Origin of the sequence: Pseudomonas cichorii (assembly GCF_019719005.1) — a bacterium.
GTDB lineage: Bacteria > Pseudomonadota > Gammaproteobacteria > Pseudomonadales > Pseudomonadaceae > Aquipseudomonas > Aquipseudomonas cichorii_E.
This window is the reverse complement of sequence record NZ_JAIGPJ010000006.1, coordinates 1-22,100: the sequence shown is the minus strand read 5'-3', so window position 1 is coordinate 22,100 and position 22,100 is coordinate 1. Positions and strand designations below refer to the sequence as shown.

The 22,100-nt window shown below is 60.2% G+C and carries 19 protein-coding genes; 5 read left to right on the top strand and 14 right to left on the bottom strand.

Translation table 11 applies throughout. From position 1 onward, the window contains the following. Positions 1-11: 11 nt before the first annotated feature. The 7 genes from K5D32_RS07260 to K5D32_RS07230 all read right to left on the bottom strand — a co-directional run bounded on the left by K5D32_RS07260 (position 12) and on the right by K5D32_RS07230 (position 10,234). Complete coding sequence (locus K5D32_RS07260; protein ID WP_221599607.1) at positions 12-1,721, bottom strand: ABC transporter ATP-binding protein; 1,710 nt, start codon at positions 1,719-1,721, stop codon at positions 12-14. Continuing rightward, a complete protein-coding gene (locus tag K5D32_RS07255) occupies positions 1,718-2,581 on the bottom strand; it encodes an ABC transporter permease (RefSeq protein WP_221599606.1) in 864 nt (287 codons plus the stop codon). The genes K5D32_RS07260 and K5D32_RS07255 overlap by 4 nt, the downstream gene beginning before the upstream one ends. Then, entirely contained in the window at positions 2,578-3,570 is a 993-nt protein-coding gene (locus K5D32_RS07250) for an ABC transporter permease (protein ID WP_260407283.1), read from the bottom strand. Before K5D32_RS07250 ends, K5D32_RS07255 begins: the two co-directional genes overlap by 4 nt. Then, entirely contained in the window at positions 3,567-5,165 is a 1,599-nt protein-coding gene (locus K5D32_RS07245; protein WP_260407293.1) for an ABC transporter substrate-binding protein, read from the bottom strand. The genes K5D32_RS07250 and K5D32_RS07245 overlap by 4 nt, the downstream gene beginning before the upstream one ends. Before the next feature lie 226 nt (positions 5,166-5,391). Next, positions 5,392-6,804, bottom strand: coding sequence for an LLM class flavin-dependent oxidoreductase (locus K5D32_RS07240; RefSeq protein WP_221593324.1), 1,413 nt, complete (start codon positions 6,802-6,804; stop codon positions 5,392-5,394). A 21-nt stretch (positions 6,805-6,825) separates the two neighbouring features. Then, positions 6,826-8,091, bottom strand: a complete 1,266-nt coding sequence (locus K5D32_RS07235) for an acyl-CoA dehydrogenase family protein (RefSeq protein ID WP_221599605.1) — start codon at positions 8,089-8,091, stop codon at positions 6,826-6,828. Between the two features lie 31 nt (positions 8,092-8,122). After that, positions 8,123-10,234 carry a TonB-dependent receptor domain-containing protein gene (locus K5D32_RS07230; RefSeq protein ID WP_221599604.1) on the bottom strand — a complete coding sequence of 704 codons (2,112 nt, stop codon included), beginning with the start codon at positions 10,232-10,234 and terminating at the stop codon, positions 8,123-8,125. A 508-nt stretch (positions 10,235-10,742) separates the two neighbouring features. On the opposite strand from K5D32_RS07230, the gene K5D32_RS07225 reads away from it, so the two are divergent. After that, on the top strand, positions 10,743-12,857 hold the full coding sequence (locus K5D32_RS07225) for a TonB-dependent receptor domain-containing protein (RefSeq protein ID WP_260407282.1): 2,115 nt from the start codon (positions 10,743-10,745) through the stop codon (positions 12,855-12,857). Between the two features lie 228 nt (positions 12,858-13,085). Beyond that, the gene (locus K5D32_RS07220) at positions 13,086-13,910 is read left to right on the top strand and encodes a class I SAM-dependent methyltransferase (protein WP_221599603.1); all 825 of its coding nucleotides are present in this window, start codon (positions 13,086-13,088) and stop codon (positions 13,908-13,910) included. A 39-nt stretch (positions 13,911-13,949) separates the two neighbouring features. On the opposite strand, the gene K5D32_RS07215 is transcribed toward K5D32_RS07220, so the two are convergent. Genes K5D32_RS07215 through K5D32_RS07195 form a run of 5 tightly spaced genes read right to left on the bottom strand, consistent with a single transcriptional unit; the run spans position 13,950 to position 18,371 of the window. Then, the gene (locus K5D32_RS07215) at positions 13,950-14,705 is read right to left on the bottom strand and encodes an ABC transporter permease (protein WP_221576365.1); all 756 of its coding nucleotides are present in this window, start codon (positions 14,703-14,705) and stop codon (positions 13,950-13,952) included. 5 nt (positions 14,706-14,710) lie between these two features. Beyond that, positions 14,711-15,910 carry an ABC transporter substrate-binding protein gene (locus K5D32_RS07210; RefSeq protein ID WP_221599602.1) on the bottom strand — a complete coding sequence of 400 codons (1,200 nt, stop codon included), beginning with the start codon at positions 15,908-15,910 and terminating at the stop codon, positions 14,711-14,713. Next, positions 15,876-16,721 (bottom strand): ABC transporter ATP-binding protein, encoded by an 846-nt coding sequence (locus K5D32_RS07205; protein ID WP_221576254.1) that lies wholly within the window; start codon positions 16,719-16,721, stop codon positions 15,876-15,878. The genes K5D32_RS07210 and K5D32_RS07205 overlap by 35 nt, the downstream gene beginning before the upstream one ends. Then, a complete protein-coding gene (locus K5D32_RS07200; protein WP_221599601.1) occupies positions 16,718-17,788 on the bottom strand; it encodes an acyl-CoA dehydrogenase family protein in 1,071 nt (356 codons plus the stop codon). Before K5D32_RS07200 ends, K5D32_RS07205 begins: the two co-directional genes overlap by 4 nt. Before the next feature lie 22 nt (positions 17,789-17,810). After that, positions 17,811-18,371 carry a carboxymuconolactone decarboxylase family protein gene (locus K5D32_RS07195; protein WP_221599600.1) on the bottom strand — a complete coding sequence of 187 codons (561 nt, stop codon included), beginning with the start codon at positions 18,369-18,371 and terminating at the stop codon, positions 17,811-17,813. A gap of 103 nt (positions 18,372-18,474) precedes the next feature. On the opposite strand from K5D32_RS07195, the gene K5D32_RS07190 reads away from it, so the two are divergent. The 3 genes from K5D32_RS07190 (at position 18,475) to K5D32_RS25905 (ending at position 20,284) form a co-directional block, all read left to right on the top strand. Further along, positions 18,475-19,386, top strand: coding sequence for an AraC family transcriptional regulator (locus tag K5D32_RS07190; RefSeq protein ID WP_221595712.1), 912 nt, complete (start codon positions 18,475-18,477; stop codon positions 19,384-19,386). A 53-nt stretch (positions 19,387-19,439) separates the two neighbouring features. After that, entirely contained in the window at positions 19,440-20,033 is a 594-nt protein-coding gene (locus K5D32_RS07185; RefSeq protein WP_221576258.1) for a DUF1349 domain-containing protein, read from the top strand. 125 nt (positions 20,034-20,158) lie between these two features. Next, a complete protein-coding gene (locus K5D32_RS25905) occupies positions 20,159-20,284 on the top strand; it encodes a hypothetical protein (protein ID WP_260407281.1) in 126 nt (41 codons plus the stop codon). Positions 20,285-20,429: 145 nt separating this feature from the next. Here K5D32_RS25905 and K5D32_RS07180 read toward each other — a convergent pair whose 3' ends face one another. Together K5D32_RS07180 and K5D32_RS07175 are read right to left on the bottom strand one after the other, a co-directional pair. Continuing rightward, positions 20,430-21,296 (bottom strand): alpha/beta fold hydrolase, encoded by an 867-nt coding sequence (locus K5D32_RS07180; protein ID WP_221599599.1) that lies wholly within the window; start codon positions 21,294-21,296, stop codon positions 20,430-20,432. After that, positions 21,289-21,972, bottom strand: coding sequence for an LLM class flavin-dependent oxidoreductase (locus tag K5D32_RS07175; protein ID WP_409372861.1), 684 nt, complete (start codon positions 21,970-21,972; stop codon positions 21,289-21,291). Before K5D32_RS07175 ends, K5D32_RS07180 begins: the two co-directional genes overlap by 8 nt. Positions 21,973-22,100: the final 128 nt, after the last annotated feature.

Below are 22,100 nucleotides of genomic sequence, written 5' to 3'. Positions count from 1 at the left end.
CAGTCCTCAGCCTAGATGGCGATTTTCCAGAGACGTGATTCATCGAACACGTCAAAAGCTTCGTGTTCCGGGTCCAGCGGCGGCACCACCAGCTCTGCGCCGCTACCGGGCAGGCGCGGCACCGAACCGAGCAGACGTTGGGTGTATTCATGGGCGGGCCGGGTGAAAAGCTGCTCTGCCGGAGCCAGTTCGACGACCTGGCCGTGGCGCATCACCAGCACGTTGTCGCTGACGTGACGAATCACCCCCAAATCGTGGGAGATGAACAGATAGGCCAGCCCGAGCTCCTGTTGCAGGTCGGCCAGCAGATCCAGCACTTGTGCCTGCACCGAAACATCCAGCGCCGACACCGGCTCGTCGCAGATAATCAGCTTCGGCTCACTGGCAATCGCCCGGGCAATGGCGACCCGCTGACGTTGGCCACCGGACAACTGCAGAGGACGTCGCAGGGCCAGCTCGGGCGGCAATCGCACCTGACCCAGCAAATGGCTGATTCGTGCCGGGCGTTGGCTGGCTTCGATGCCCGCGACATGCAACGCATCATCGAGAATCTGCATCACGTTCCAGCGTGGGTCGAAGGAGCCGAGGGGGTCCTGATAGATCACGCTGATTTCCCGCCGCAGCGGTCTGCGCCGTTTTTCATCGACAGCATTACCGGGCAGGTTCCAGGGCTGACCGCGATACAGCACCTGACCGGCATCGGGTTGCAACAGGCCAAGGGCAATGCGGGCTACCGTGGTCTTTCCCGAACCGGACTCGCCGACAATGCCCATGGTTTGCCCGGCGCGCAGTTCGAAACCGACGTCCTGCACCACTTGACGAAGCTGGCCATCCGGCCCCAGATAGCGCTTACCCAAACCTTGCGCCTGCAACAGCACTTGCCCCGCGTCGTTACTTTTGACGAGCGGTGTCGGGCGCGCTGTTCCAGACAAACGACTCCCGCGAGGGTGTTCGGACGGCACGGCGGCCAGCAACTCACGGGTATAAGGATGCTGCGGCTTGCTCAGGACTTGCTGCATCGGCCCTTGCTCGACCACCTCCCCATGGCGTAACACAACCACGTCATCCGCCAGTTGCGCCACCACCGCCAGGTCATGACTGATGATCAGCAGCGAGGCGCCACGGGCCTTGATCTGCTGGAAGACTTCAAGAATCTGCGCCTGCACCGTGGCGTCCAGTGCGGTCGTCGGTTCGTCGGCAATCACCAGCGCCGGGTCCATGGCCAGAGCACTGGCAATCAACGCCCGCTGGCGCAAACCACCGGACAGCTGCCCGGAACGTTGGCGGGCGCGTAATGCCACATCCGGCACGCCAACCCGCTCCAGCAACTCAAGCACCCGTGCGCCACGCTGCTGCCGATTGCCGAAACCATGGGTTTCCAGCACTTCGAGGATTTCCTTGCCCACCGGACGCAACGGGTCGAGAGATACCAGCGCGTCCTGCAGGACAAAACCGATGTCCTTGCCACGCACGCCACGCCACTGACGTTCGCTGAGAGCCAGCAGATCGTGATCACCAAAACTCAACCGTCGGGCCGCCACTTCGGCGCGACTGCCCGCCAGGCCCACCAGACTGCGGGCACTGACGCTCTTGCCCGAGCCGGACTCGCCCACCAGCGCCACGCAACGTCCGGGTGCCAGCGTAAAGGACAAGTCCCGCACCACGCTGCGGCCTTCAAAGGCGATGTTCAGGCCTTCGACAATCAAGGTCTTGTAACTCATGGCAGGCGTCCCTCCAGACGTTGTTGGATATAGCGACCGGTCACGGTGGTGGACAGCGTGGTCAGCACAATGAACAGGCCCGGAAAGAACGTGAGCCACCAGGCATTGGCGATAAAGTCACGGCCCATGGACAGCATGGTTCCCCACTCGGGCGCTGGCGGCTGTGCGCCCATGCCGAGAAAACTCAGGGCCGAAGCCCAGACAATCGCCTGACCGACGCCCATGGTCAGCGTAACCACCAGCGGGCGCATGGCATTGGGCAGTAATTGGCGCAGCACAATGCGTGAAACCGGATGCCCCAACGCCCGCGCCGCTTCGATATAGCCGGCATTGCGCACCGCCAGCACCTGACCGCGAACCATCCGCGCATAACCGGGTGCAGCCCCCAGCCCGGTGGCCACAATCAAAGGGCCGATGCCGCTGCCAAAGACCGTCACGAACAACAGGGCAAGCACCAGGCTCGGAAAGGCAAACAGGACTTCCAGCAGCCAGCCCACCCAGCGATCAACCCGCGCCCCACCCAGACCGCCAAGCAGCCCGAGAGTAATGGCAATGCTCATCGCCAATGCCGTGGCGGCCACACCGATGAACAGGCTTTCGCGAGTGCCGTAGACAATCCGGGCAAAGATGTCGCGGCCTGACTGATCGGTACCCAGCCAGTGCGCCAAGCCCGGTGCCTGGAACGCCTCGCGAGGCACGATGGCCAGCGGGTCGATACTCGTGAACAGTTGCGGAGCCAGCGCCGCCAGTAGCAATGCAGCAAGAAACAACAGCGCCAAGCTCGCGCCCAGAGGTGGCAGATGCAGACGCCGTTGACGGCGCAACGGGCTGAAGGTCTGGTCAAGGGTCAGGTCGCTCATGAGTTCGGCTCCTGTTGCCGTGGGTCAATCCATTGATAAAGCAGGTCCACCAGAATATTGGCCAGCACATAGCTGGCAGCCACCACCAGACTGATGCCGATCACCAAAGGCAGATCCTGAGCCTGTACCGCCTGATACAACTGACGACCAACGCCCTTGCGGGAAAAGATCACCTCGCAGACCACCGCACCACTGATCAGCGCACCAATGGCCCAGCCGGAAAGCGACACGCCCGGCAGCAGCGCATGGCGCAAGGCATGTTTGAAACGCACCGCCAGATCACTCAAGCCTCGGGTACGGGCGGTCAGGACGAAGGGTTGATCCAGCGTCAGTTCGAGGGATTCACGGGTGACCTGGGCAATGAAACCCGCCAGCGGAATCGCCAGCGAGAATGCGGGCAGCACCAGGCTTGCAAGGCTGTCGCTACCCGCAGGCGGAAACCAGCGCAGGCCGAAGGCGAATACCGCAAGCAGCACCACCCCCAGCCAGAAATGCGGCAAGGCGGCACTCAGGGTTTCAACGAATGACGCTGCGCCGCCAATCAACCTGCCGCGCCCGGACGTGATGACCGTCAACAGCAGGACCAGCACCCAGGCCAGCGCCAGTGAAGCCAGGGTCAGTTCAAGCGTTGCACCGCCCTGCTCGGCCAGTACACGGGTTACCGGTTGATGCTGGGAATAGGAGTTGCCCAGATCCCCCTGAAGCAACCGGCCCAGATAGACCACATATTGCACCGCCAGCGGCTTGTCGAGGCCGTATTCCTGGCGCGTGGCTTCGATGGTTTCAGCTGTGGGGTTGCCGCTTGGGCCGCCGAGAATCGCCAGTACCGGATCACCCGGCATCAGGCGCAGGGCAAAAAAGGTCAGGGTTGCCACGGCCCACAACACCAGCACCCCGCCCGCCACGCGAATGGCGGCACGACGGCCCAGGGCAGTCAGGCGTTGGCGACGGGGATCAACCACTTCCAGAGGCGTTGTGCTTGTACTCATTTCGTCACCCATGAGTCATAGAGATAAGTCACCGCCAGAGACGGCTCCAGGCGCACGCCATGGGCGGTCTTGTAGATGCCCAGCCGGGTGCTTTGCGGGTAAGTGGTCAGCTCCAGATATTGCCCGGCGATCTGCTTCTGGGCTTCGTAATAGATCTTGCGACGCTGCTCGGGGTCCTGAGTGGCCAGGGCACTTTCGATCAGCGCATCGAACCCGGCATCGGCATAACCGGCAGTGTTCTGGTGATAACCGCCGACGCCCGCAGGCTGGACAAATGCAGAGCTGAAGATGATCCGCAGCACATCGGGGGTATTGGTGTTCCAGTAGCCGATGCGGATGTCGTAATCCCAGGCGGCCTGGCGTGCAGTGGATTGCACATCGCTCATCTGATCCATCACCAGATCGATGCCCACCTGCCGGGTCGTGGCCTGAACCTGCTCCCACAAGGTCACTTCCGAAGGTGGCGTGCGTGAGCCGATCAGCACGACGGCCCGCAGACGCTTGCCGTCCTTGGTGCGATAACCCTCGGCGTCACGGCCGGTCCAGCCTGCCTCATCGAGCAGTTGAGCGGCGCGTGCCGGGTCATAGTCCTGAACCCGCTCGAAGTCCGGGCTGTAGAACGGCGTCGCCACGCTCAGCGGGCCGCCCGCTCGTTGAAATTCGCCGAAATAGACACTCTTGAGCGCACCCTCGACATCGGCGCTGCGCACAAAGGCTTCCCGCACTCGCAGATCGTCAAAGGGCGCACGACGAATATTGAAGGTGCCATTGGTGGGGTTGCCCGGACGCTGGGAAATGATCAGTTTCAAATCAGGATTGCGCCGCGCCGCTTCATGGGACTCCGGCGGCAGCGCCTCGATCACGTCCACCTCACCGGCTTGCAGGGAGGCAAAGCGCACCGAAGGCTCCTGAATGAATTTCCAGACAATGCCCTCCAGATAAGCCGGCCCCTGATGGCGGGCCGTGGGCGGTGCCCAGTTGTAGTCGGGGTTGCGCGCAAGCTGGACATGGCTCTGACGCTCCCACTTGACCACCTTGAACGGGCCGCTGCCCACCGGGCTTTCGCAGTTGGCATCGCGACTGCGGGCCAGGGCCGTAGGCGACTGGATGCCCAGGAAACCCTGAGCCAGCACTTCCAGAAACGCCGCATAAGGCGTAGCCAGATGCACGATGGCGGTGTAGTCATCCACGACCTCGGTGCGTCGGTATTGGCGAATGTAACCACCGGCTGTGCTGGACTGGGTCTTGGGGTTGGAAATGTGGTCGAGGTTGGCCTTCAGGGCGGCTGCATTGAATGGCGTACCGTCAGTGAAGTGCACGTCATTGCGCAGATGGAAGGTGTAGCTCAGGCCATCGGGCGAGACTTCCCAGCTCTTGGCCAGCCAGGGACCGATCCGGCCTTCGCTGTCCATGGACACCAGCGAGTCCAGATACTGCTGGGCGACAAACACCTGGGGCATGTCGCCCGCCACATGGGGATCAAGGCAGGTAGGCTCACGGTCGGTGGCGTATACCAACGTACCGCCATGCACCGGCTGATCACTCTGGGTCGCGACTTTCTCGGCGCGCTCGCAGCCGGTCAACGCCAGGGCCAATGTCGAGGCGGCAAATAAAGGGATAAAAGGACGGATATCGAATTTCAAGATCGCTCCCTGGGATGACATGTCCGATGGCTTTGCACAGGCTGATACCAGAGGTATTGCAGGTCCCGTGCCGACTCTCAAACCATTGAATTAATTGACTTAAAGGTAAAGGCCAGTGGTGGATGACCAACAAACTGCCCACGGGCTGTTGCTGCTGCAACAGCCGCTAACGGTTGATTCATGACAGTTCTGGTGCCGCAAAGCGCAACGGCTGCAAGGGCTGGCTCAGTGCGGCAGGATCGCGGTAGCGCGTTGCCGGGTGATTGCCGGGCAGACGCGCCTGCCCGGCTCCGAACAATCGCTCGCGCAGGGTTTCGCCGGGGGTGTAGCGCTCGCGAAAACGGCCGCGTCGGCGCAACTCAGGCACCACCAGGTCGATGAAATCCCGGGCCGTCTCGAACGACAGGTACTGGCGCAGGTTGATGCCATCGATACCGTCCACATCCAGCCAGCGCTCGATCGCGTCGGCGACCACCGTCGGTGTTCCAGCGACGAAGTAGCGATCCTCCTGCAACCCGGCAAAGCTGCCGAGCATTTCGCCCACGGTGGTATCCGGATCGAAACGGTTGAGCGAACCCCAGCCGATGTCGCCGCGCTTGATGATGCTGGACAGTCGCTCATGGGCTGGATACGCCTTCAGATCAATACCCATCTGGGCGTGGGCCATCCCGCCATCGACGCTGATCAGGCGTCGATAGCTGTCGAGCTTGGCCGACACCTCTGCATCGGTGCGCCCGACAATCACGCCCGCCTGAACAATGAACTTGATACCTGCCGGGTCGCGGCCCTGCTCTTCGGTGTTGCGGCGCATGGTGGTGATATTGCGCCGCACGTCTTCGTGGGTGATGCCGCCGGTAAACACCACTTCCGCATGACGCCCCGCGAAAGCCGAACCTGCCGGGGAACCCGTGGCCTGGAACAGCACCGGCGTACGCTGACGCGACGGCTGGCAAAGGTGCGGGCCAGCGACCTTGAAGTGTTCACCGACATGATTGATATAGCGAACCTTGGACGGATCGGTATAGATGCGCTGTTCGCGATCCTGAATCACCGCATCGTCATCCCATGAGCCTTCCCACAACTTGTAGAGCACGTCGAGGTATTCGTCGGCGATCTCGTAGCGATGGTCGTGAGGTACTTCCTGATCCAGCCCGAAGTTGCGGGCGGCGTTGGGCAGATAGGAGGTGACGATATTCCAGCCAACCCGGCCCTTGGTCAGGTGATCCAGGGTGCTCATGCGCCGGGCAAAACTGAACGGCGGCTCGTAGGTGGTGGAAAAGGTCACGCCGAAACCCAGTTCACGGGTCACCGCCGCCATGGCAGGGACCAGCAGCATCGGATCGTTGCTGGGCACCTGCAAGCCTTCGCGCAAAGCGGTTTCCGGGCCATTGCGGAAGCGGTCGTAAACGCCCACTACATCGGCCAGAAACACCCCGTCAAACGTGCCGTACTCCAGCAGTTGAGCCAGTTCGGTCCAGTAATCCAGATCATTGAAACGGTGGCGGTTATTGTCCGGGTGAACCCACATGCCATGGGTGATATGGCTGACGCAGTTCATCTCGAACAGGTTGACGTGCAATTGTTTGGGCATAGCGCTCTCCTTGAATGGCGTTCAGACCGCGCTGGCTTCATCGACAGCGCCCTGCCCCTCGGCCTCGGCATGCAATGCACGCCAGGCCGCTGTGGGGCTGATGCCGTTGAGGTAGTAATTGCCCAGCGCCTGCTCGCGATAGATCGCCGGGTTGTGGGACGCCAAGGTGCGGGCGTTGCGCCAGTGCCGGTCGAAATTGCGCCGGGTGCTGATGGCCGAAGCACCACCGACTTCAAACAGCAAAGTGCTGGCTTCCAGCACCTGGGCCAGGACAATCTGCTGGGCCTGATAGGTCTGCACTTCGGCTTCGGTATAAAGCGGCTCGGAAACCACTCCAGACTGTTCCGCCTCGTGTACGGCTTGCAGGCTGTGACCGATGGCCGTGACCTGTGCCTGAGCCGAAAAGGCCAGGCTCGACAGACGACCGATCACCCGCTGCACCAGCGGATCGTCTGCCGGGCGCGTCTGGCCGGGAATGCCGAAGGCGCGTGTACGGCCCTGAACGAAATCCACGGCATCGGCCAATACCCCACGGGCGATACCTGCCAGGGTTGCCAGATGCACAGCCTGATAAAAGGCCGTCAGGTAGGACTCGGCGCGCAGTTCGCCTTTCTTGAAGCGGCGCAGAATATGCTCTGCCGGCACCTCAACAGCCGTGAATCGCGTGGTGCCGCTGCCGGTCAGGCGCTGGCCGAAACCGTCCCAGTCATCCAGCACGTCAACACCCTTTGCACGGGTCGGCACCGACAGGCTGACAAAGTCGTCGCCGTCATTGGCGATGGCGGCCACCCAGTTGGCATAGAGCGTGCCGGTGCAGTAGTACTTTTGCCCGTCCAGTCGGTAACCGGCGCTGGCATCTCCGGGAACCCGCGCCGTCAAGGCCACGGTGTTGCTGGAGCTGTCGCTGCGTTCCGCCATCGCCGCGCCCCATAGCTCGCCTGCGGCGACCCTGGCGAACCAGTAGGCCTGGGAGGCTGTGTCACGGGATGCAAGCCGTCCTTCGACAAACCCCAGATGCGCACGCAGGATTTGCGGCAGGTTGGAGTCGGCTTCCCCCAGACGCACCAGCCAGTGCAACAGTTGTGGCAAGCTCGCGCCCAGCCCGCCATAGTGACGCGGGACCCGCAAGGCACCAAAACCGGCTTCCTTCAGCCAGGCAACCGGCTCGTGGGCCAACTGGCGTTGCTGCTCGCGCTCTACGGCACCTGCGGCAATCCGCGCAATGATCGGCGCGAAACGCGACTCAAGCTCGGCATCAGTAACAGGTTGTTCAAACTCGTGACTCATGGCAACTCCTTGTATGCGTGGATAGCGGCGCTCAAAACCTGAACGCCACACCGGTGGTCACCGAAAAGGCGTCACCCGGATAGAAATTCGCCGAGTCCTGGCCATTGGCGTTGTAGGCCGTATTGGCGGCTGTGGCGTAGCTCTCGTCAGTGAGGTTGCGCAAGTCGGCGAAGACCTCCCACTTCTTGCTCGGTGCCTGATAGCCGACCTTGGCTCCCCAGAGCACGTAGGACGGTGCCTGCCAACTGTTGGCGTAATCGATGTAGTAACTCGACGCCGCGCGCAGGTTGAGCGAGGCGTAAAAACCGCTTTGCTGGCGATAGGCAAGTTCGGCCTGATAGACATGACGTGGCAGACTGGGCAGTTCGTTGTCGCCAAAGGTGTCGTCGTGGCGGTAGTGGAAATCGTTGAGGGTGTAGGCCTGACGCAGGTCCAGGGTGTCGCCATTGTCACCTGACCACAGGAGCGCGCTAAGACCGGCCTCGATGCCCTGGTGAATGGTCGGGCTGGCATTGGACGTGGCGGTGATCTGATCCTGAGTCGCGGTGGCTTGCTGTACCACCACAGTCAGCAGCTCTTTCTGAACCCAGGATCGATAGAGCGTCAGGCTGCCATCGAAAATCCCCTTGCTGCCACGAATACCCACCTCGAAGGTGGTCGCCTTCTGTGGCCTGGCATCGAACAGATAAGGGTTGCCGGTGCTGCCCAGTTGCCAGGTCACCGGCGGATCGATGCTGCGGCTGACATTGCTGAACACCTGGAAATCCGGCGTCAACTGATAGCGCAGGCCGATGCGCGGCGCGATGTCGTTCTCGGTGTAGGCGACGCTGTCGGGAAAGTCGCTGGTATTGGTGCCGGTGGTGTACTCGATCTCGGCCTTGCGTTTGATATTGATGAACGAAAGCCCCGAAGACAGCCATAGCCGGTCCGTCAGTTGCAGCTCGTTGCCAAAACTCAGCACCGTGTCACGGGAGCCGGTGTAGTTGGTTTCCTGCAATTTGGCGCCAGTGCTGGCGCTGTGGGATTTGACGTCGGCCAGATAGGCCCGGGTGTTGCTGAAGATGATGCTGCTGTCGCTGGGCAGGCCGAAAAAGCTGTCGCCGGTGCGGAAGTAGCGCAGGGTCAGGTTTATATCCTTGGAGCGCCAGTCCTGCGGCGCAACGGCGTAGCGCCAGCCATTGAGCAATGGATAGTTGTTGTAAGCGGCACCCACTTCAAGCTTGCCGCCATCATCGAAGGTGTAAGTGGTCTTGTTGGCCAGGAACGTGGTGCCATCCTTGCGGCGTCCGGTAGGCACAAGGTTGCTGCGCGGGTCGTGTTTGAGTTGCTGGCGAGTCAGGGTATTGCCGTTGATTAGGTCTTCTTCCCGGTACTTGAGGAAAAAGCGCGTCTCCAGTTTCGGGCTGAACACATGCCCGAAGTTGGCCGCCAGACCACGGGCCTCGTTGGAGGCATGATCCTGATAGCCGTCACGCTCGTTGTGCTGGATATTGATGTAGTAATCGCTGTCACCGACCACGCCGCCAGTGCTCAACTGCTGCTTGCGATAACCGTAGCTGCCGACCTCGAAACGGGCGTAATTGCCCGGATCGGTACGGCCGGTCTTGCTGACGAAATTGATAGCACCGCCCAGCGACAGGGCCGCATATTCCGAGGCGTTGGCGCCATACAGCACTTCGGTGTGATCCACGGCCTGCATGTCCAGGAAGTCTTCCTGGGTTCCACCAGGGCCGGTGATCGGCAGGCCGTCGAAGAGAAACTTTGTCCCCAGCACATAGCCTTGATAGAAGGTGTTCAGGCCTGAGCCGCGGATGGAAATCTTGTTGGCACCACTGCCGCTTGTGGCCTGGGCAAATACCCCCGGTTGCAGGGCAAGCACATCTTCGGCACTGGACGCCTTGCCCTGCTCGACCTGACGGTTGTCCACCACTGCGGTATTGCCCGCCACCTTCTGCAAACGCTTGCGGTCCTTCTGCGCTTCGCTTGCAGCGGTGCCGGTAACCGTCACCTTGCCCAGCGTCGTACTACCCGACTCATCGGCCGCCTGGGCAAACGGGCCGAGCAAGGCCAGCAGAATCGGCACGCTGGCGGCACTGCTCAGATGGGGTAAATAACGTCCGCTTTGTCGTTTTATCGCCTGCACGGCAAGTACTCCTTAATTGACAGGCCGATATTCAAATGGCCACTACTTGACCGATCTTGAACAGCGCCAACAGTTATGAAAGTTCACAGTGCAGATGTCGTGCCAGCGATTTATTAGTGGTTTTTCTCTATATAGATACCTTTAACAAGTTGAACAATCGTACAAACTGACCAATTGATGTTGCGCTGCAAACAGTTGATCGACCCTGAAGCATGAAAAACCCTGCAAAGGCTCTGGATCAAAAGATATAGCGGGGTTTTCGCTGTAAACAGATGCAATTCATACACACTACCAATCCGTAATATGCATATAACCACTACTGTTTACCCTGCAACAGCCCACCGACAAACTTTACGATTTTCAATCACTTCTTTAGCAAGACCTACGCCCGAACAGCCACTTTCCGGGCATCTAACATCTGGCACAAAACCTGCTCAAGGTCCAAGACTGGCCTGACTATGCCCATAGAACGCCGATACCTTTTAACGACGAACTTGGGAGACATACATTGCACGCCATACAACAGGACCGATTGCGCCTGGCCATCCGCCATGCCTCTTTCACGATGGGGCTGGGATGCGCCTTGCTGATTCCGACCATGACTTGTGCCGCAGACTCAACGCTGAGCACCGTCACTGTCCAGGGAACCCGCCAGTCTGAAGCTGAAAACGCCAGGAGCCAGCTGGCCGAAGTACCCGGCGGCACCAGCGTGGTCGACAGCGAAGAAGTAGCAAGAGGCCGCACCGCCAACCTGCAGGACACCCTTGGCTATCAGCCCGGCGTTTTCGTGCAGTCCACGGGCGGCAACGATGCGGCAAAAATTTCCATTCGAGGCTCAGGCGCCAACACTTCGCCCGGCTACTTTCGCGAAGGCATCAAGTTCCTGTTCGACGGCCTGCCGATCACCGGGCCCGGCGGCACGCCCTATGAATTCCTCAATGCCTCGGGCGTGAATTACACCGAGATATTGCGCGGTGCCAACGCTTTTCAGTACGGCGCATTGACCCTGGGTGGCGCGGTGAACTTCGTCAACCACAGTGGCTATACCGCGCCGGGCCTGCGCTTGCGCGCCGAGGCCGGTAGCTACGGCTACCAGAAGCAGGCGTTGAGTGTCGGGGGTGTGGAAGGCCCGCTGGACTACTACCTGAACGTCGACAATTACCGCAACGAAGGTTATCGCGACTACAGCCTGTCCAAGAGCTCTGGCGTGGTCGCTAACCTGGGTTACCGCTTCAGCCCCAAACTGGAAACCCGCCTGATGCTGCGCTACCGCGACGAGTTTCATGACGACCCCAGCGCAACCACTTTGGGTGCAATCAAAAACAATCCCCGACGCGCCAGCGCCACGGCCGAGTCCAGTGGTGCGGGCAGCCGTCGACCCGGCAGCCTGTGGCTGGGCAGCAAAACCATCTACACCTTCGATGACGATGCACGCCTGACCCTGGGCTTCGCCTATCACGACTATGCCCACAACAATAATCCCGACAGCCCGAGTAACCCCAGTTACTGGGACTGGCATGACCTGAACCTGCTCGCGGGCTACGAGCGCATCGATAACTGGTTTGGCCATGAAAGCCGCAGCTCCATTGCCTTCACCTCCACCCAGCACCTGCGTGGCGAGGTCAATTCAGCGACGGCCTCAAAGGTCCCGCTCAAGCAGGTCAACTACAAGAACTCCGCCGACCGGGTCATCTCGCTGGGCAATGACTTCAACCTGATAGACCGGCTATGGCTCACCAGCGGCGTGTCGTTCATCAATGTGCAGCGCAAGATCAATATCGATCAGGCGGTCAACCCCAACACCACGACTTTCGCCACTCACGAGGACTACGACAACTGGAGCATCGCCCCGCGTATCGGCCTGCGCTATGAACTCAACCCGCAACTGCAAGTGTTCGCCAACTTCAGCCGCTCCATCGATCCACCCGCGTCCTGGGAATACTCAGGCTCCGGCCCTACCACGCCCTACATCCGCCCGTTGGTAGAACAGAAAGCCAATACCTTCGAGGTGGGCATCAAGGGCTCGTCCGGGATCTTCGACGGCAGCCTGGCGTTGTATCGCTCATGGATTCATGACGAACTGCTTAACGTGCAGTTCATTGCCGCGACCTCGACCTCCGCAGCCGTGACCGGTGCCTTCAATGCCTCGCCCACCATTCACCAGGGCGTGGAAGCCGGCCTGACCACCCGCCTCTGGGAAAATCCGCAGGGCGACCAGTTACGCTGGCGTCAGGTGTACACCTGGAACGACTTCCACTACCGCAACGACGAAACGTTCGGCGACAACCAGTTACCCGGTATTCCCAGCCACGTCTATCAGGGCGAGTTGCAATACCGGCATCACGGCGGCGTCTACACCGGCATCAACGTGCAATCGGCATCCCGAACCGCCGTGGATTACGCCAACACTTTCTATGCGCCGTCGTACACCATCTGGGGAGCCAACATCGGCTACGAAGCCCCCAAGGGCGACTGGAAGGTTTCACTGGACCTCAAGAACCTGGCGAACAAGGCGTATGTCTCGGCAGTCACGCCGCAGTACAACGCGGCGGGGGCGGATACGGCGTCGTTGTATCCGGGAGACGGGATCGGGGCTTATGTGGGGGTTGAAGTGAGGTATTAAGACTGATAGCACCTGCAGGACCGGATTTATCCGGGAAGAGGCCTGTATATCCACTGCATCTAATGGATCAGGAAGAATGTCTTCCCGGATGAATCCGGTCCTACAGCACTGTGTAAACCACAGTCGTACAACCTGCCCGGTTCTATCCTTAGCGCCACAAAGTCTAATTTGCCAGACCGATCTGCCAGTACAGTCAATACCGGTACTAGACACATTCTAAGGACGATCATGAACGCCAGGATTCTTGCTTTAGGCTTTTCCACCCTTCTCGCTTCATCCTTCAGCCAGGCGGCTGCACCCGTTACCTCGATCAGCGATGCGCAGTACAAGAACGTGCTGGAGGGCTCATGGCGAGCCAAGGAAAACAGCGTGCGCGACAACTATCGCCATCCGCAGGAAACCTTGAAGTTCTTCGGTTTGCAGAGCAACCAGACAGTCATCGAGATCACGCCCGGTGGCGGTTGGTACAGCGAGATTCTTGCGCCCTTGCTCAAGGATCACGGGCATTACATAGCAGCTCTGCAAGCGCCCTCCTCAGGCGACTACTACAAGAAAGCCGCCGATGGTCTGAAGCAGAAATTCAAGGCCGATCCGGAGCGCTACGGCAAGGCTGAACTCATCGAATTCGATCCAAAGACACCCGTCTTCGGCAAACCCGCCTCGGCCGACCGGGTCCTGACATTCCGCAACGTGCATAACTGGGTACTTGCCGATGATGCGCCGCAAACATTCGCAGCCTTCTTCAAGGTGCTGAAACCGGGCGGAGTGCTGGGTGTGGTCGACCACCGCGCCAAAGACGGCACCGATCTGGAAAGCATCAAGAAAAGCGGCTACCTGCCCACCGATTACGTGGTGAAACTGGCCACCGATGCAGGCTTCAAACTGGAAGCGCAAAGCGAGGTCAACGCCAACCCGAAAGACACCAAGGATTACCCGGCGGGCGTCTGGACACTGCCACCGGCGCTGAAACTGGGTGAGCAGGACAAGGCCAAGTATGTGGCAATTGGCGAGTCGGACAGGTTTACGTTGCGGTTTGTGAAGCCGGAAAAATAGCGTCGCGGGCAAGCCCCCTCCTACGAGGTGGGCTGCCCCTCAATGCGCCCACCGCCGATGCAGCCCACGCGCCGCCGCATCCAGCATGAACCCCAGCACGCCGATCACCAGCACCATGGCCATCAGCTCCGAGTAGGCCAGTCGATCACGGGTATCGAGGATGAAGTAACCCAGCCCGGCGCTGACACCGAGCATTTCGCAAGGCACGAGCACGATCCACAGGATGCCGATGGACAGTCGGGTGCCGGTCAGCACGTGGCCGAGGATGCCCGGAATGATGATCCTGCGCAGGGTTTCCCATCGCGTGGCGCTCAGGCTGCGGCTCAGTTGCAGCCAGCGTGGATCAAGCTGGCGTACACCTGCCACGGTATTGAGCAGGATCGGCCAGACGGCGGCAAAGGTCAGCAGGAAGTAGATCGGCTGGTCACCAACTCCCATGAGCATCACCACCACTGGCATCCACGACAGCGGCGAAATCATGCGCAGCAGTTGAAAGGCCGGATTGGTTGCCGCCTCCAGCGTCCGGGAGCCGCCGATCAGCAAGCCCAGCGGGACACCGATCAACAGCGCCAGCAGCAGGCCGACGAAAATCCGTTTGAGGCTCACGCCTATGTGCTCGTACAGCTCAGGCCGTCCGAGCAGCTCCCACAGGCTGGCAAAGGTCGACTCCGGCGAAAAGCGCTCCGACAGGCCGCCCGTTTCGCCAAAAAAGCTGACGCCCAGCCACCAGAGGGCGAGCAGGCATAACAGGCCGGCCACGCCCAAAAGTGCGTGCCCGGTAGTTGAACGTTTCACCTCGCTCAAAAGCCGAACTCCTCGGTACGCTCGAAGTTATCCGCAAGCCCGAAGGTTTTCAGGCCACCACTGGCTTGAATGCTGTTGCGCACAAAGCGGTCGTCCACCAGGTCCCGCGCTGCAAACTCTGGATCGAGATTGGCGAGAAAGCCCTTGTCGCCTTCGATCAGGGTGTCCTTGAGGCGGCGCACCAGCTCTTCCGTGTAGCTGGGGAACGGATAAGGCTGGAAGTCGATGCGATGCTCGTCCCATTGGCTGTGCTGAATGGCACCGCTGGCCAGATAACCTTGCCGCTCGCTGGCCTGTGGCGACAGCACCCGATCCAGCACCGATTGCGCATGGGGCGTGTAACGGTTGGTGCCGTCCTTGGAAAGCAGTTTTGCTGCTTCGGCACGATTATCTCGGGTCCAGGCCTGAGCCTGAACGATGGCGTTGACCACTTTCTGCGACCACTCGGGGCGGTTGTTCAAATCATGCTCGTGCATGAACACCACGCAACAGGCGTGATTGCGCCACAGGTCGCCGGTAAACCTCTGGATACGTCCGACCTTGAGGTCTTCGGCCAGAGCATTGAACGGTTCGGCGACGATGTAACCGGCAATCCGCTTGCTCGCCAGGGCTGGCGGCATATCGGAAGGCGGCAGCACGATCAGGTTCACTTCGTTGGCTGCGAGTGTGGCAGTGGCCGCTTTGCTCACCGGCACCAGGCCGTTGTCGCGCAGCAGGTTCTGCAACACCACGTTATGCACCGAGTACCAGAACGGAATGGCCACGGTCTGCCCGCCCAGTTGCCGGACTTCGTTGATCTGCGGCGCGACGGTCAGGCCCGAACCGCCCACATGGTTCCAGGCAACCACCTTGGCCGGGACCTTGCTGCCATAACGCGCCCAGACGGTCATCGGTGATAACAGGTGAATGACGTTGACCTGCCCGGAAATGAAGGCCTCGATGACCTGCGCCCAACTGCGCAGCAGCACGGGACGTTCGGCCTTGATGCCCTGGGCCTCGAACAGGCCGTTGTTGTGCGCCACCAGCAGCGGCGTGGCGTCGGTAATCGGCAGGTAGCCGATTCGCACAGGCGCATCCGGCTCGGCAGCCGCCCTCGCCTCCAGGCTGTTGAGCAACGGCAAGGCACCGGCTGCGGTAAGCATGGCGCTGAGTTTCAGAAAGTCACGACGTGTGTGAGTGAAATCGTCCAGGCACATGGCCATTCTCCGGCAGATCCAGCGATTGAGGGTTACGTTGCGGATTGCGGCTCGCCCGCCGAAGGGTTTTAAGGATCTCGATACGCAGTGCGCCCAGTTCATCCACCAGCTCGGCACGAGGCTGAGGCAACTGGATACGCCACTCGCCGAGCACCCGCGCCGGGGTGTTGCCCAGTAGCAGGATACGGTCGGAAAGCAGCAGCGCTTCATCTATGTCATGGGTAATCAGCAACGCCGCGGTGCCATGCCGGGCGATGACCTTGAGCAACAGGTGTTGCATGTCGGCACGGGTGACTTCATCCAGCGCACCGAACGGCTCGTCCAGCAGCAACACTTGCGGCTGACGGGCCAGGCAGCGGGCCAGTGCGGTACGTTGCGCCATGCCACCGGAAAGCTGCGCCGGGTAATAGCTGCGGGCGTGCTCCAGGCCGACTTCACCAATGGCCTGATCGATACGTCCCTGGCGCTCGACGTCGCTCAGTTGCGGCTGACGGGCAAAGTCCAGACCGAAGGCGACGTTCTTTTCCAGGGTCAGCCACGGCAACAGGCTTGGGTCCTGAAAAGCCACCGCCACTCGCGGATGAGGACCTTGCAGCGGCTCGCCCAGCAGGCTCACCGTGCCTTCGCGAGGCGTCTGCAAACCGGCCAGTACGCGCAGCAGACTCGATTTGCCCACACCGCTCGGGCCAAGAATGGACACGACTTCGCCCTTGGCCAGTTGCAGGTCGAAGTTCTCCAGCACGTTTTCCCAGCCATTGTCCCGCTCGTACCCCAGGACGATGGACGATGCCTGCAACAGGAGTCGGCTCATGCGGCGTTTTCCCCGGCGTGTCGGCGCAGCTCGGCACGCAGTTGCACCAGGCTCGGCGTAACGATCGGCAAAAAGGCCGACTCGCGCCAACGCCGCGCAAAAGCGCTGCCGTACTCACACAGAAAGGCCTTGCCGCCGCTGGCCTGAAGCTCCAGTTGCACGGCACTGGCAGCCGATTCGGCCAGGGCAATGCGCAAACGAAACAGTGCCGCGGGTTGCGTCAGGAAACGCCCGTCGAGCAGACCACGCTTGAGATCACTCACGGCGTTTTCCAGTTGGAGCCGGTATTCATCCAGCTCGCCACGCAGCACCGAACGTGAACCTTGCAAGTGACTGTCGACTTCCTTCAAGGCTCGTCGAGCCAGACCAATGGACATCCCGCATTGCAATCCCAGAAACGCCGGACGCACCGCGGGCAGAAATTGCCGGGCATCGTCATGCAGCAGCCAGTCGTTGCTCAACTGGACATCCTGGAAATCCAGAGCCGCCGTATTGGTGGATTGCAGCCCCATCAATTGCAGATCGTCCGTGCGTTGCAAACCGCTGACCGATTGCGGAATCGCCAGGATAAAGGGCTTGCCGCCCTGTTCATGCTCGATGGCAGCCGCTACCACGAAACCGCTTTTGCGCAGGTTGGTGACCCAGTGCAGGCGGCCGTTCAGTTGCCAGTGGCCTTCCTGCTCACGGGCGCTGACCTGCAGCGTCTCGATGCCCGACAGAAACTTCATGGCATTGGAAAGGCCGGTTGCTCCCGCAAGATCACCACTGAGCAAATCCGGCAGCAGACGTTGACGCAATGCCGCATTGGGGCTGTGCAGCAGATACTCGATAAAAGCCCGCTGGCCCCACAACACGAAAGCTGCGGCCAAGGAATGACCGGCGACTTCTGCAACCGCTTCCACGGCATCGCTCAGATCACCGCCGCTGCCGCCCTGGGCCGCGTCGATCCCCACACCCAGCACATCCCCCGCTACCAGTTGCGCAAGCACCTGCTCAGGGTCCTGGCTGCCAAGGTCAAGCGCATTGGCATGTGTGTCCAGCCATCGGCCTGATTCGGAGTCGAGCATGATGTTTCTCCCGTGCCACGTATTAATGTTCAGGACCTTGCCACTGGTACTGGGCCAGTTCAGGGTTGAGCGGTGTTCTGGCAAAGACATTGGCAAAATTGCACAAGGTCGCCAGGCTGACACCCAGAATCACTTCCAGCGCATGGCCCTGGCTGTAACCGGCGGCCAGGAACGCTTCATAAGTGCTGTCGCTGACATTACCGCGAGTCGCGATGACGGCGCGGGTAAAATCAGCCAGTGTTTCGAGCTTTTCCTCGGGCAACTCGCCGCGCTCACGCAAGGCATCGACGACTTCCTTCGGCAATTTAGCCTTGTTGAGGGCCACCGCGGTATGACCTGCCACACAGAAACTGCATTCATGGGTAGTGGCGGCAATCAGTTGTACGACTTCCCTTTCGGCCAGACTTAGCTCAGCCTTGGCGTTGAGCCCCGAAACGGTGAGGTAGGTTTCCAGCGCCGCTGGGGCATTGGCCAGCACGCCCAGCAGGTTGGGGATGAACCCTGAAGTCGCCTGAGCCTTTTCCAGAAAGGGCCTTGCCGCTTCGGGAGCGCTTTGCACGGAGTGAACAGTGACACGAGACATGGAGTGGACTCCTTGATACAAGATGGGTCCCAGTCTGTTGGTTATAAGAATTTCGATCCATATTCTAAAGTCGCAATTACTTGCTCCTGAGTGTTTCCCTTAGATGATTTCGTCAAGTCCTGTTATCGATTGGTTATTAGAAAGCCTAGAGCTGGATGCCAACCTGTTCCACGTGGGCCGCTACTGTGGCGGCTGGCACGCCAGCACCCATGGCCTGGCGCGGGCCAGTTTCCATCTGGTGGTTCAGGGCAATTGCTGGCTGCATATCGAAGGGCATGACCAACCGAAACGGCTCGATACCGGCGATGCGGTATTCCTGCTGCGCGACCTGGATTATCGGCTGTCGAACGAGGCACAACCCGAAGACGCCCGCAGCCAGCCACGCATCGAGATGCAGGCACTGAACAGCAGCGCCACCGATGGCGTCGGGCTGGTCTGTGGTTTTTTCCATTTCCAGTCAGGCCTGTCGTCACTGCTGATCGAAGCCCTGCCCGACTGGCTGATACTGCGCGCCGACGAACCTTCCTCCGATGCCGCTCGCAGCCTGTTCCAGTTGATCCTGCAGGAATGCCAGCGGCTACCGGCACCCTCCTCGTCAATCCTCGAACGCCTCAGCCACCTGTTGTTTCTGTACGTACTGCGCCAGCACGTTGCCGACAACCCGGCACTGGGCGGCATGGTTGCCCTGGCCAGAAACCCGGCGTTTGCAGGCCTGCTGGCAAAAATGATCGAACACCCGGAACAACCCTGGGGCCTGGAAAGCATGGCCGCCTGCACCGGCCTCTCACGCTCGGCCTTTTTCAAACGCTTCAACGAACTGGCCGGCCAGTCACCGGGTCAGGTCCTGCTCGCCCTGCGCATGCGCCACGCCTGCCAGTTTCTCAAGGCAAACAGGACGGTTGAGCAAGTGGCGACTGCCGTGGGGTATCAATCGACTGCGGCGTTTACCCGGGCGTTCAATAAGGCGATCGGGGTGCAGCCGGGGGCTTATCGCAGGCAGCATGAAGGGGGTTGAGGGAGCAGCTCCAAAACGGGTTTTAGAGAAAAATTCAGCTGAGGAAATGCAGTATGGACACAGGTAATGAGCTGCTCAAAGGCAGTTGGCTTAACGCGCCAAAAATCTACAACGGTCGCTCTGACGGCTCTTTAGAAATTCTGACTGATGACAATACAGACTTTTGGCGTGAGACCCACTACGGCTTCATTCACGACAACGGGCATTTTCTTGGGATCAGAGCACCGTCCAGTTTCACTTGCCAGATGCGTATTCGGGGTGAGTTTGAAACACTTTATGATCAAGCAGGCATCATGATCAGAGTAAACGAACGCCAATGGATAAAAGCCGGCATAGAGTTAAGCGATGGCCACCCCATGCTAGGCAGCGTTCTCACGGATGGAAAGTCAGATTGGGCGACAGGGAAATATTCAGCAGATCCAACCGACTTTTGGATGCGGGCTACGCTAATTGATAATGTTCTGCGTCTTCAGGTTTCTTCTGATGGTGCCTATTGGCCTCTGGTCAGACTATGCCCGTTCCCCGCCTCATCAAGCTATCTCGTTGGTCCTATGGCGTGCAGCCCAAAAAGAGGAGGATTAAAGGTGCTCTTTTCAGACTGGCAAATCGGCCCACCCCTTGGAAAGGATTTACACGATCTTACGTAAATTTTATTCCGCCGAGGTACCAGTCATTCTCGCTGCGCACAGGTTGCTACCCTCATTAAGTTTGCACTGGCGTGTAAACTTGATGACTCACCGAACAAAAATATACTCAGGGTCAGAATGCGCCAATGCAAGACCGAGTTTATTTCAAAGACGATGTCGCTGGCAGTATTGCGGGCGGTATCCTTGGCGACTACGTTGCAGACAGCCTTGACGAAGAACTGGAGGAATTTCTGACATGGGACGTTCAATAACTGGCGAGGAACGGTCGGATTCGCGCTCGACTTTACTGGCTGTAAATGAGCATTCCGATCAGACTCGCGCACGAGCCTGTTTTCAACGCAGAATGACCGAGCGCAGTAGTTTTCACACAGCCTGTACCGTTTTCATCGCATCCAGTCACCCCACTGGACGCACCGCCCCCTCCAATAGCCGCCCCAACGCCAACAGCACCGCCTGCGGCTTCTCAAGCATCAACTGATGCCCACACGCCTCCAGCAGCTCAAAACTGGCATTCGGCAATCTCTGCGCCAGTGCCTCGCCGCTGGCGGCCGGAGTCAGGCCGTCGGTTTCTCCGGCCATGACGTGGGTTCTGATCGTGATGCTGTCCAGCTCGCTCAAGGTCGGCCAGCTTGCCTGGGTCATCAGGGACTTGAACACATACAGCGGATTGCGCTCGGTGAGTTGCTGTTCGTAGGCAATCAGTGCCGGATCGGCTGTCGGGTGCCAGGCGCGGTCCTTGAAGCCTTTTGCCAGCCAGGGACGTAGTCGTTCCAGCAGCCAGGCGGGCAAGGACAGGATCGGGTTTCTGCCTTGCGGACGGCTCAGCAGCGAGCCGAGCAGCAATACGCTTTCAATGTTTGCGGTGCTGCCGGTCTGCTGAAGTTTTGCCAATGCGCTGAGGGTCAGGCCGGTGCCGAACGAGTGAGCAATGAGCGTATTGCGTGCGCCCTGATAGCGACGCAGTACTTCAAGGTAATCGTCCACCAGTTCGTTCCAGGCATAGGCCTCGGCTTGCTTTGGCTTGTCGCTGACGCCATGGCCGAGCATGTCCCAGGCCACCAGATGGAAGCCCTGGGCGGCCAGCACTTGCCATTGCTCACGCCACTGGTCCTTGTTGCCGCCGCTGCCGTGGCAGAAAAACAAGACGCGCTTTTCCTCCGGCGCTCCGGTGTGCCGGGCAATATTGATGAAGCGTCCCGGACGGATTTCAATTCGTTCACCGACCACCGTGGGTTGAACGACATTTCTGGCAGCTTCAGGCATGGTTTTTCTCTCCCCTGGGATGGCGCAAATTGAGATGATCACGCAAGCCGTGACCGCTGTACTGGCGGCGAAACAATCCCCGGCGCTGCAATTCGGGAATCACGCCATCGACGAAATCCTCCAGCCCGCCGGGCAGAAACGCCGGCATGATGTTGAAACCATCCGCCCCGCGCTCGACAAACCAGTATTCAAGCTCATCGGCGATGGAGGCCGCCGTGCCGATCAGGACCCTATGCCCCCGCGCCCCGGCCATGCGCAAGTAAAGCTGGCGAATGCTCAGCCCTTCCTTTTGCGCCACATCGCGCAGCAGGTGCTGACGGCTGACCCCGGAGTTGGTCGGCGGCAGTTCCGGCAGCGGCCCGTCCAGCGGCAGGCCGGACAGGTCAGAGCCACCCGCGATATCCGAAAGCAGCGACAAACCTACTTCCGGCTCTACCAGCGCTTGTAACTGCTGATAACGCTCCTCGGCCTCCGCCTGACTGGAGCCAATCACCGGCAGGATTCCGGGCATGACTTTCAGGCTCTCAGGCTGACGCCCCAGCCTGCTCATGCGGCGCTTGATATCGGCATAGAAGCCTTGCGCGGATTGCAAATCCGGTTGGGCGGTAAATACCACTTCGGCATGGGCCGCCGCAAATTCGCGGCCCACCTCGGACGCGCCGGCCAGCACCTGCACCGGGGCAATGCCCTGTTGCTGCCATTGGCTGTGAACCGCCTCAAGGAACTGCGCCGCTGTCTAGTCCTGAAATAGGTTTACACCTATTTCACCCTAACGCTCGATGCACCGCATCGGGCGTTTTGTAT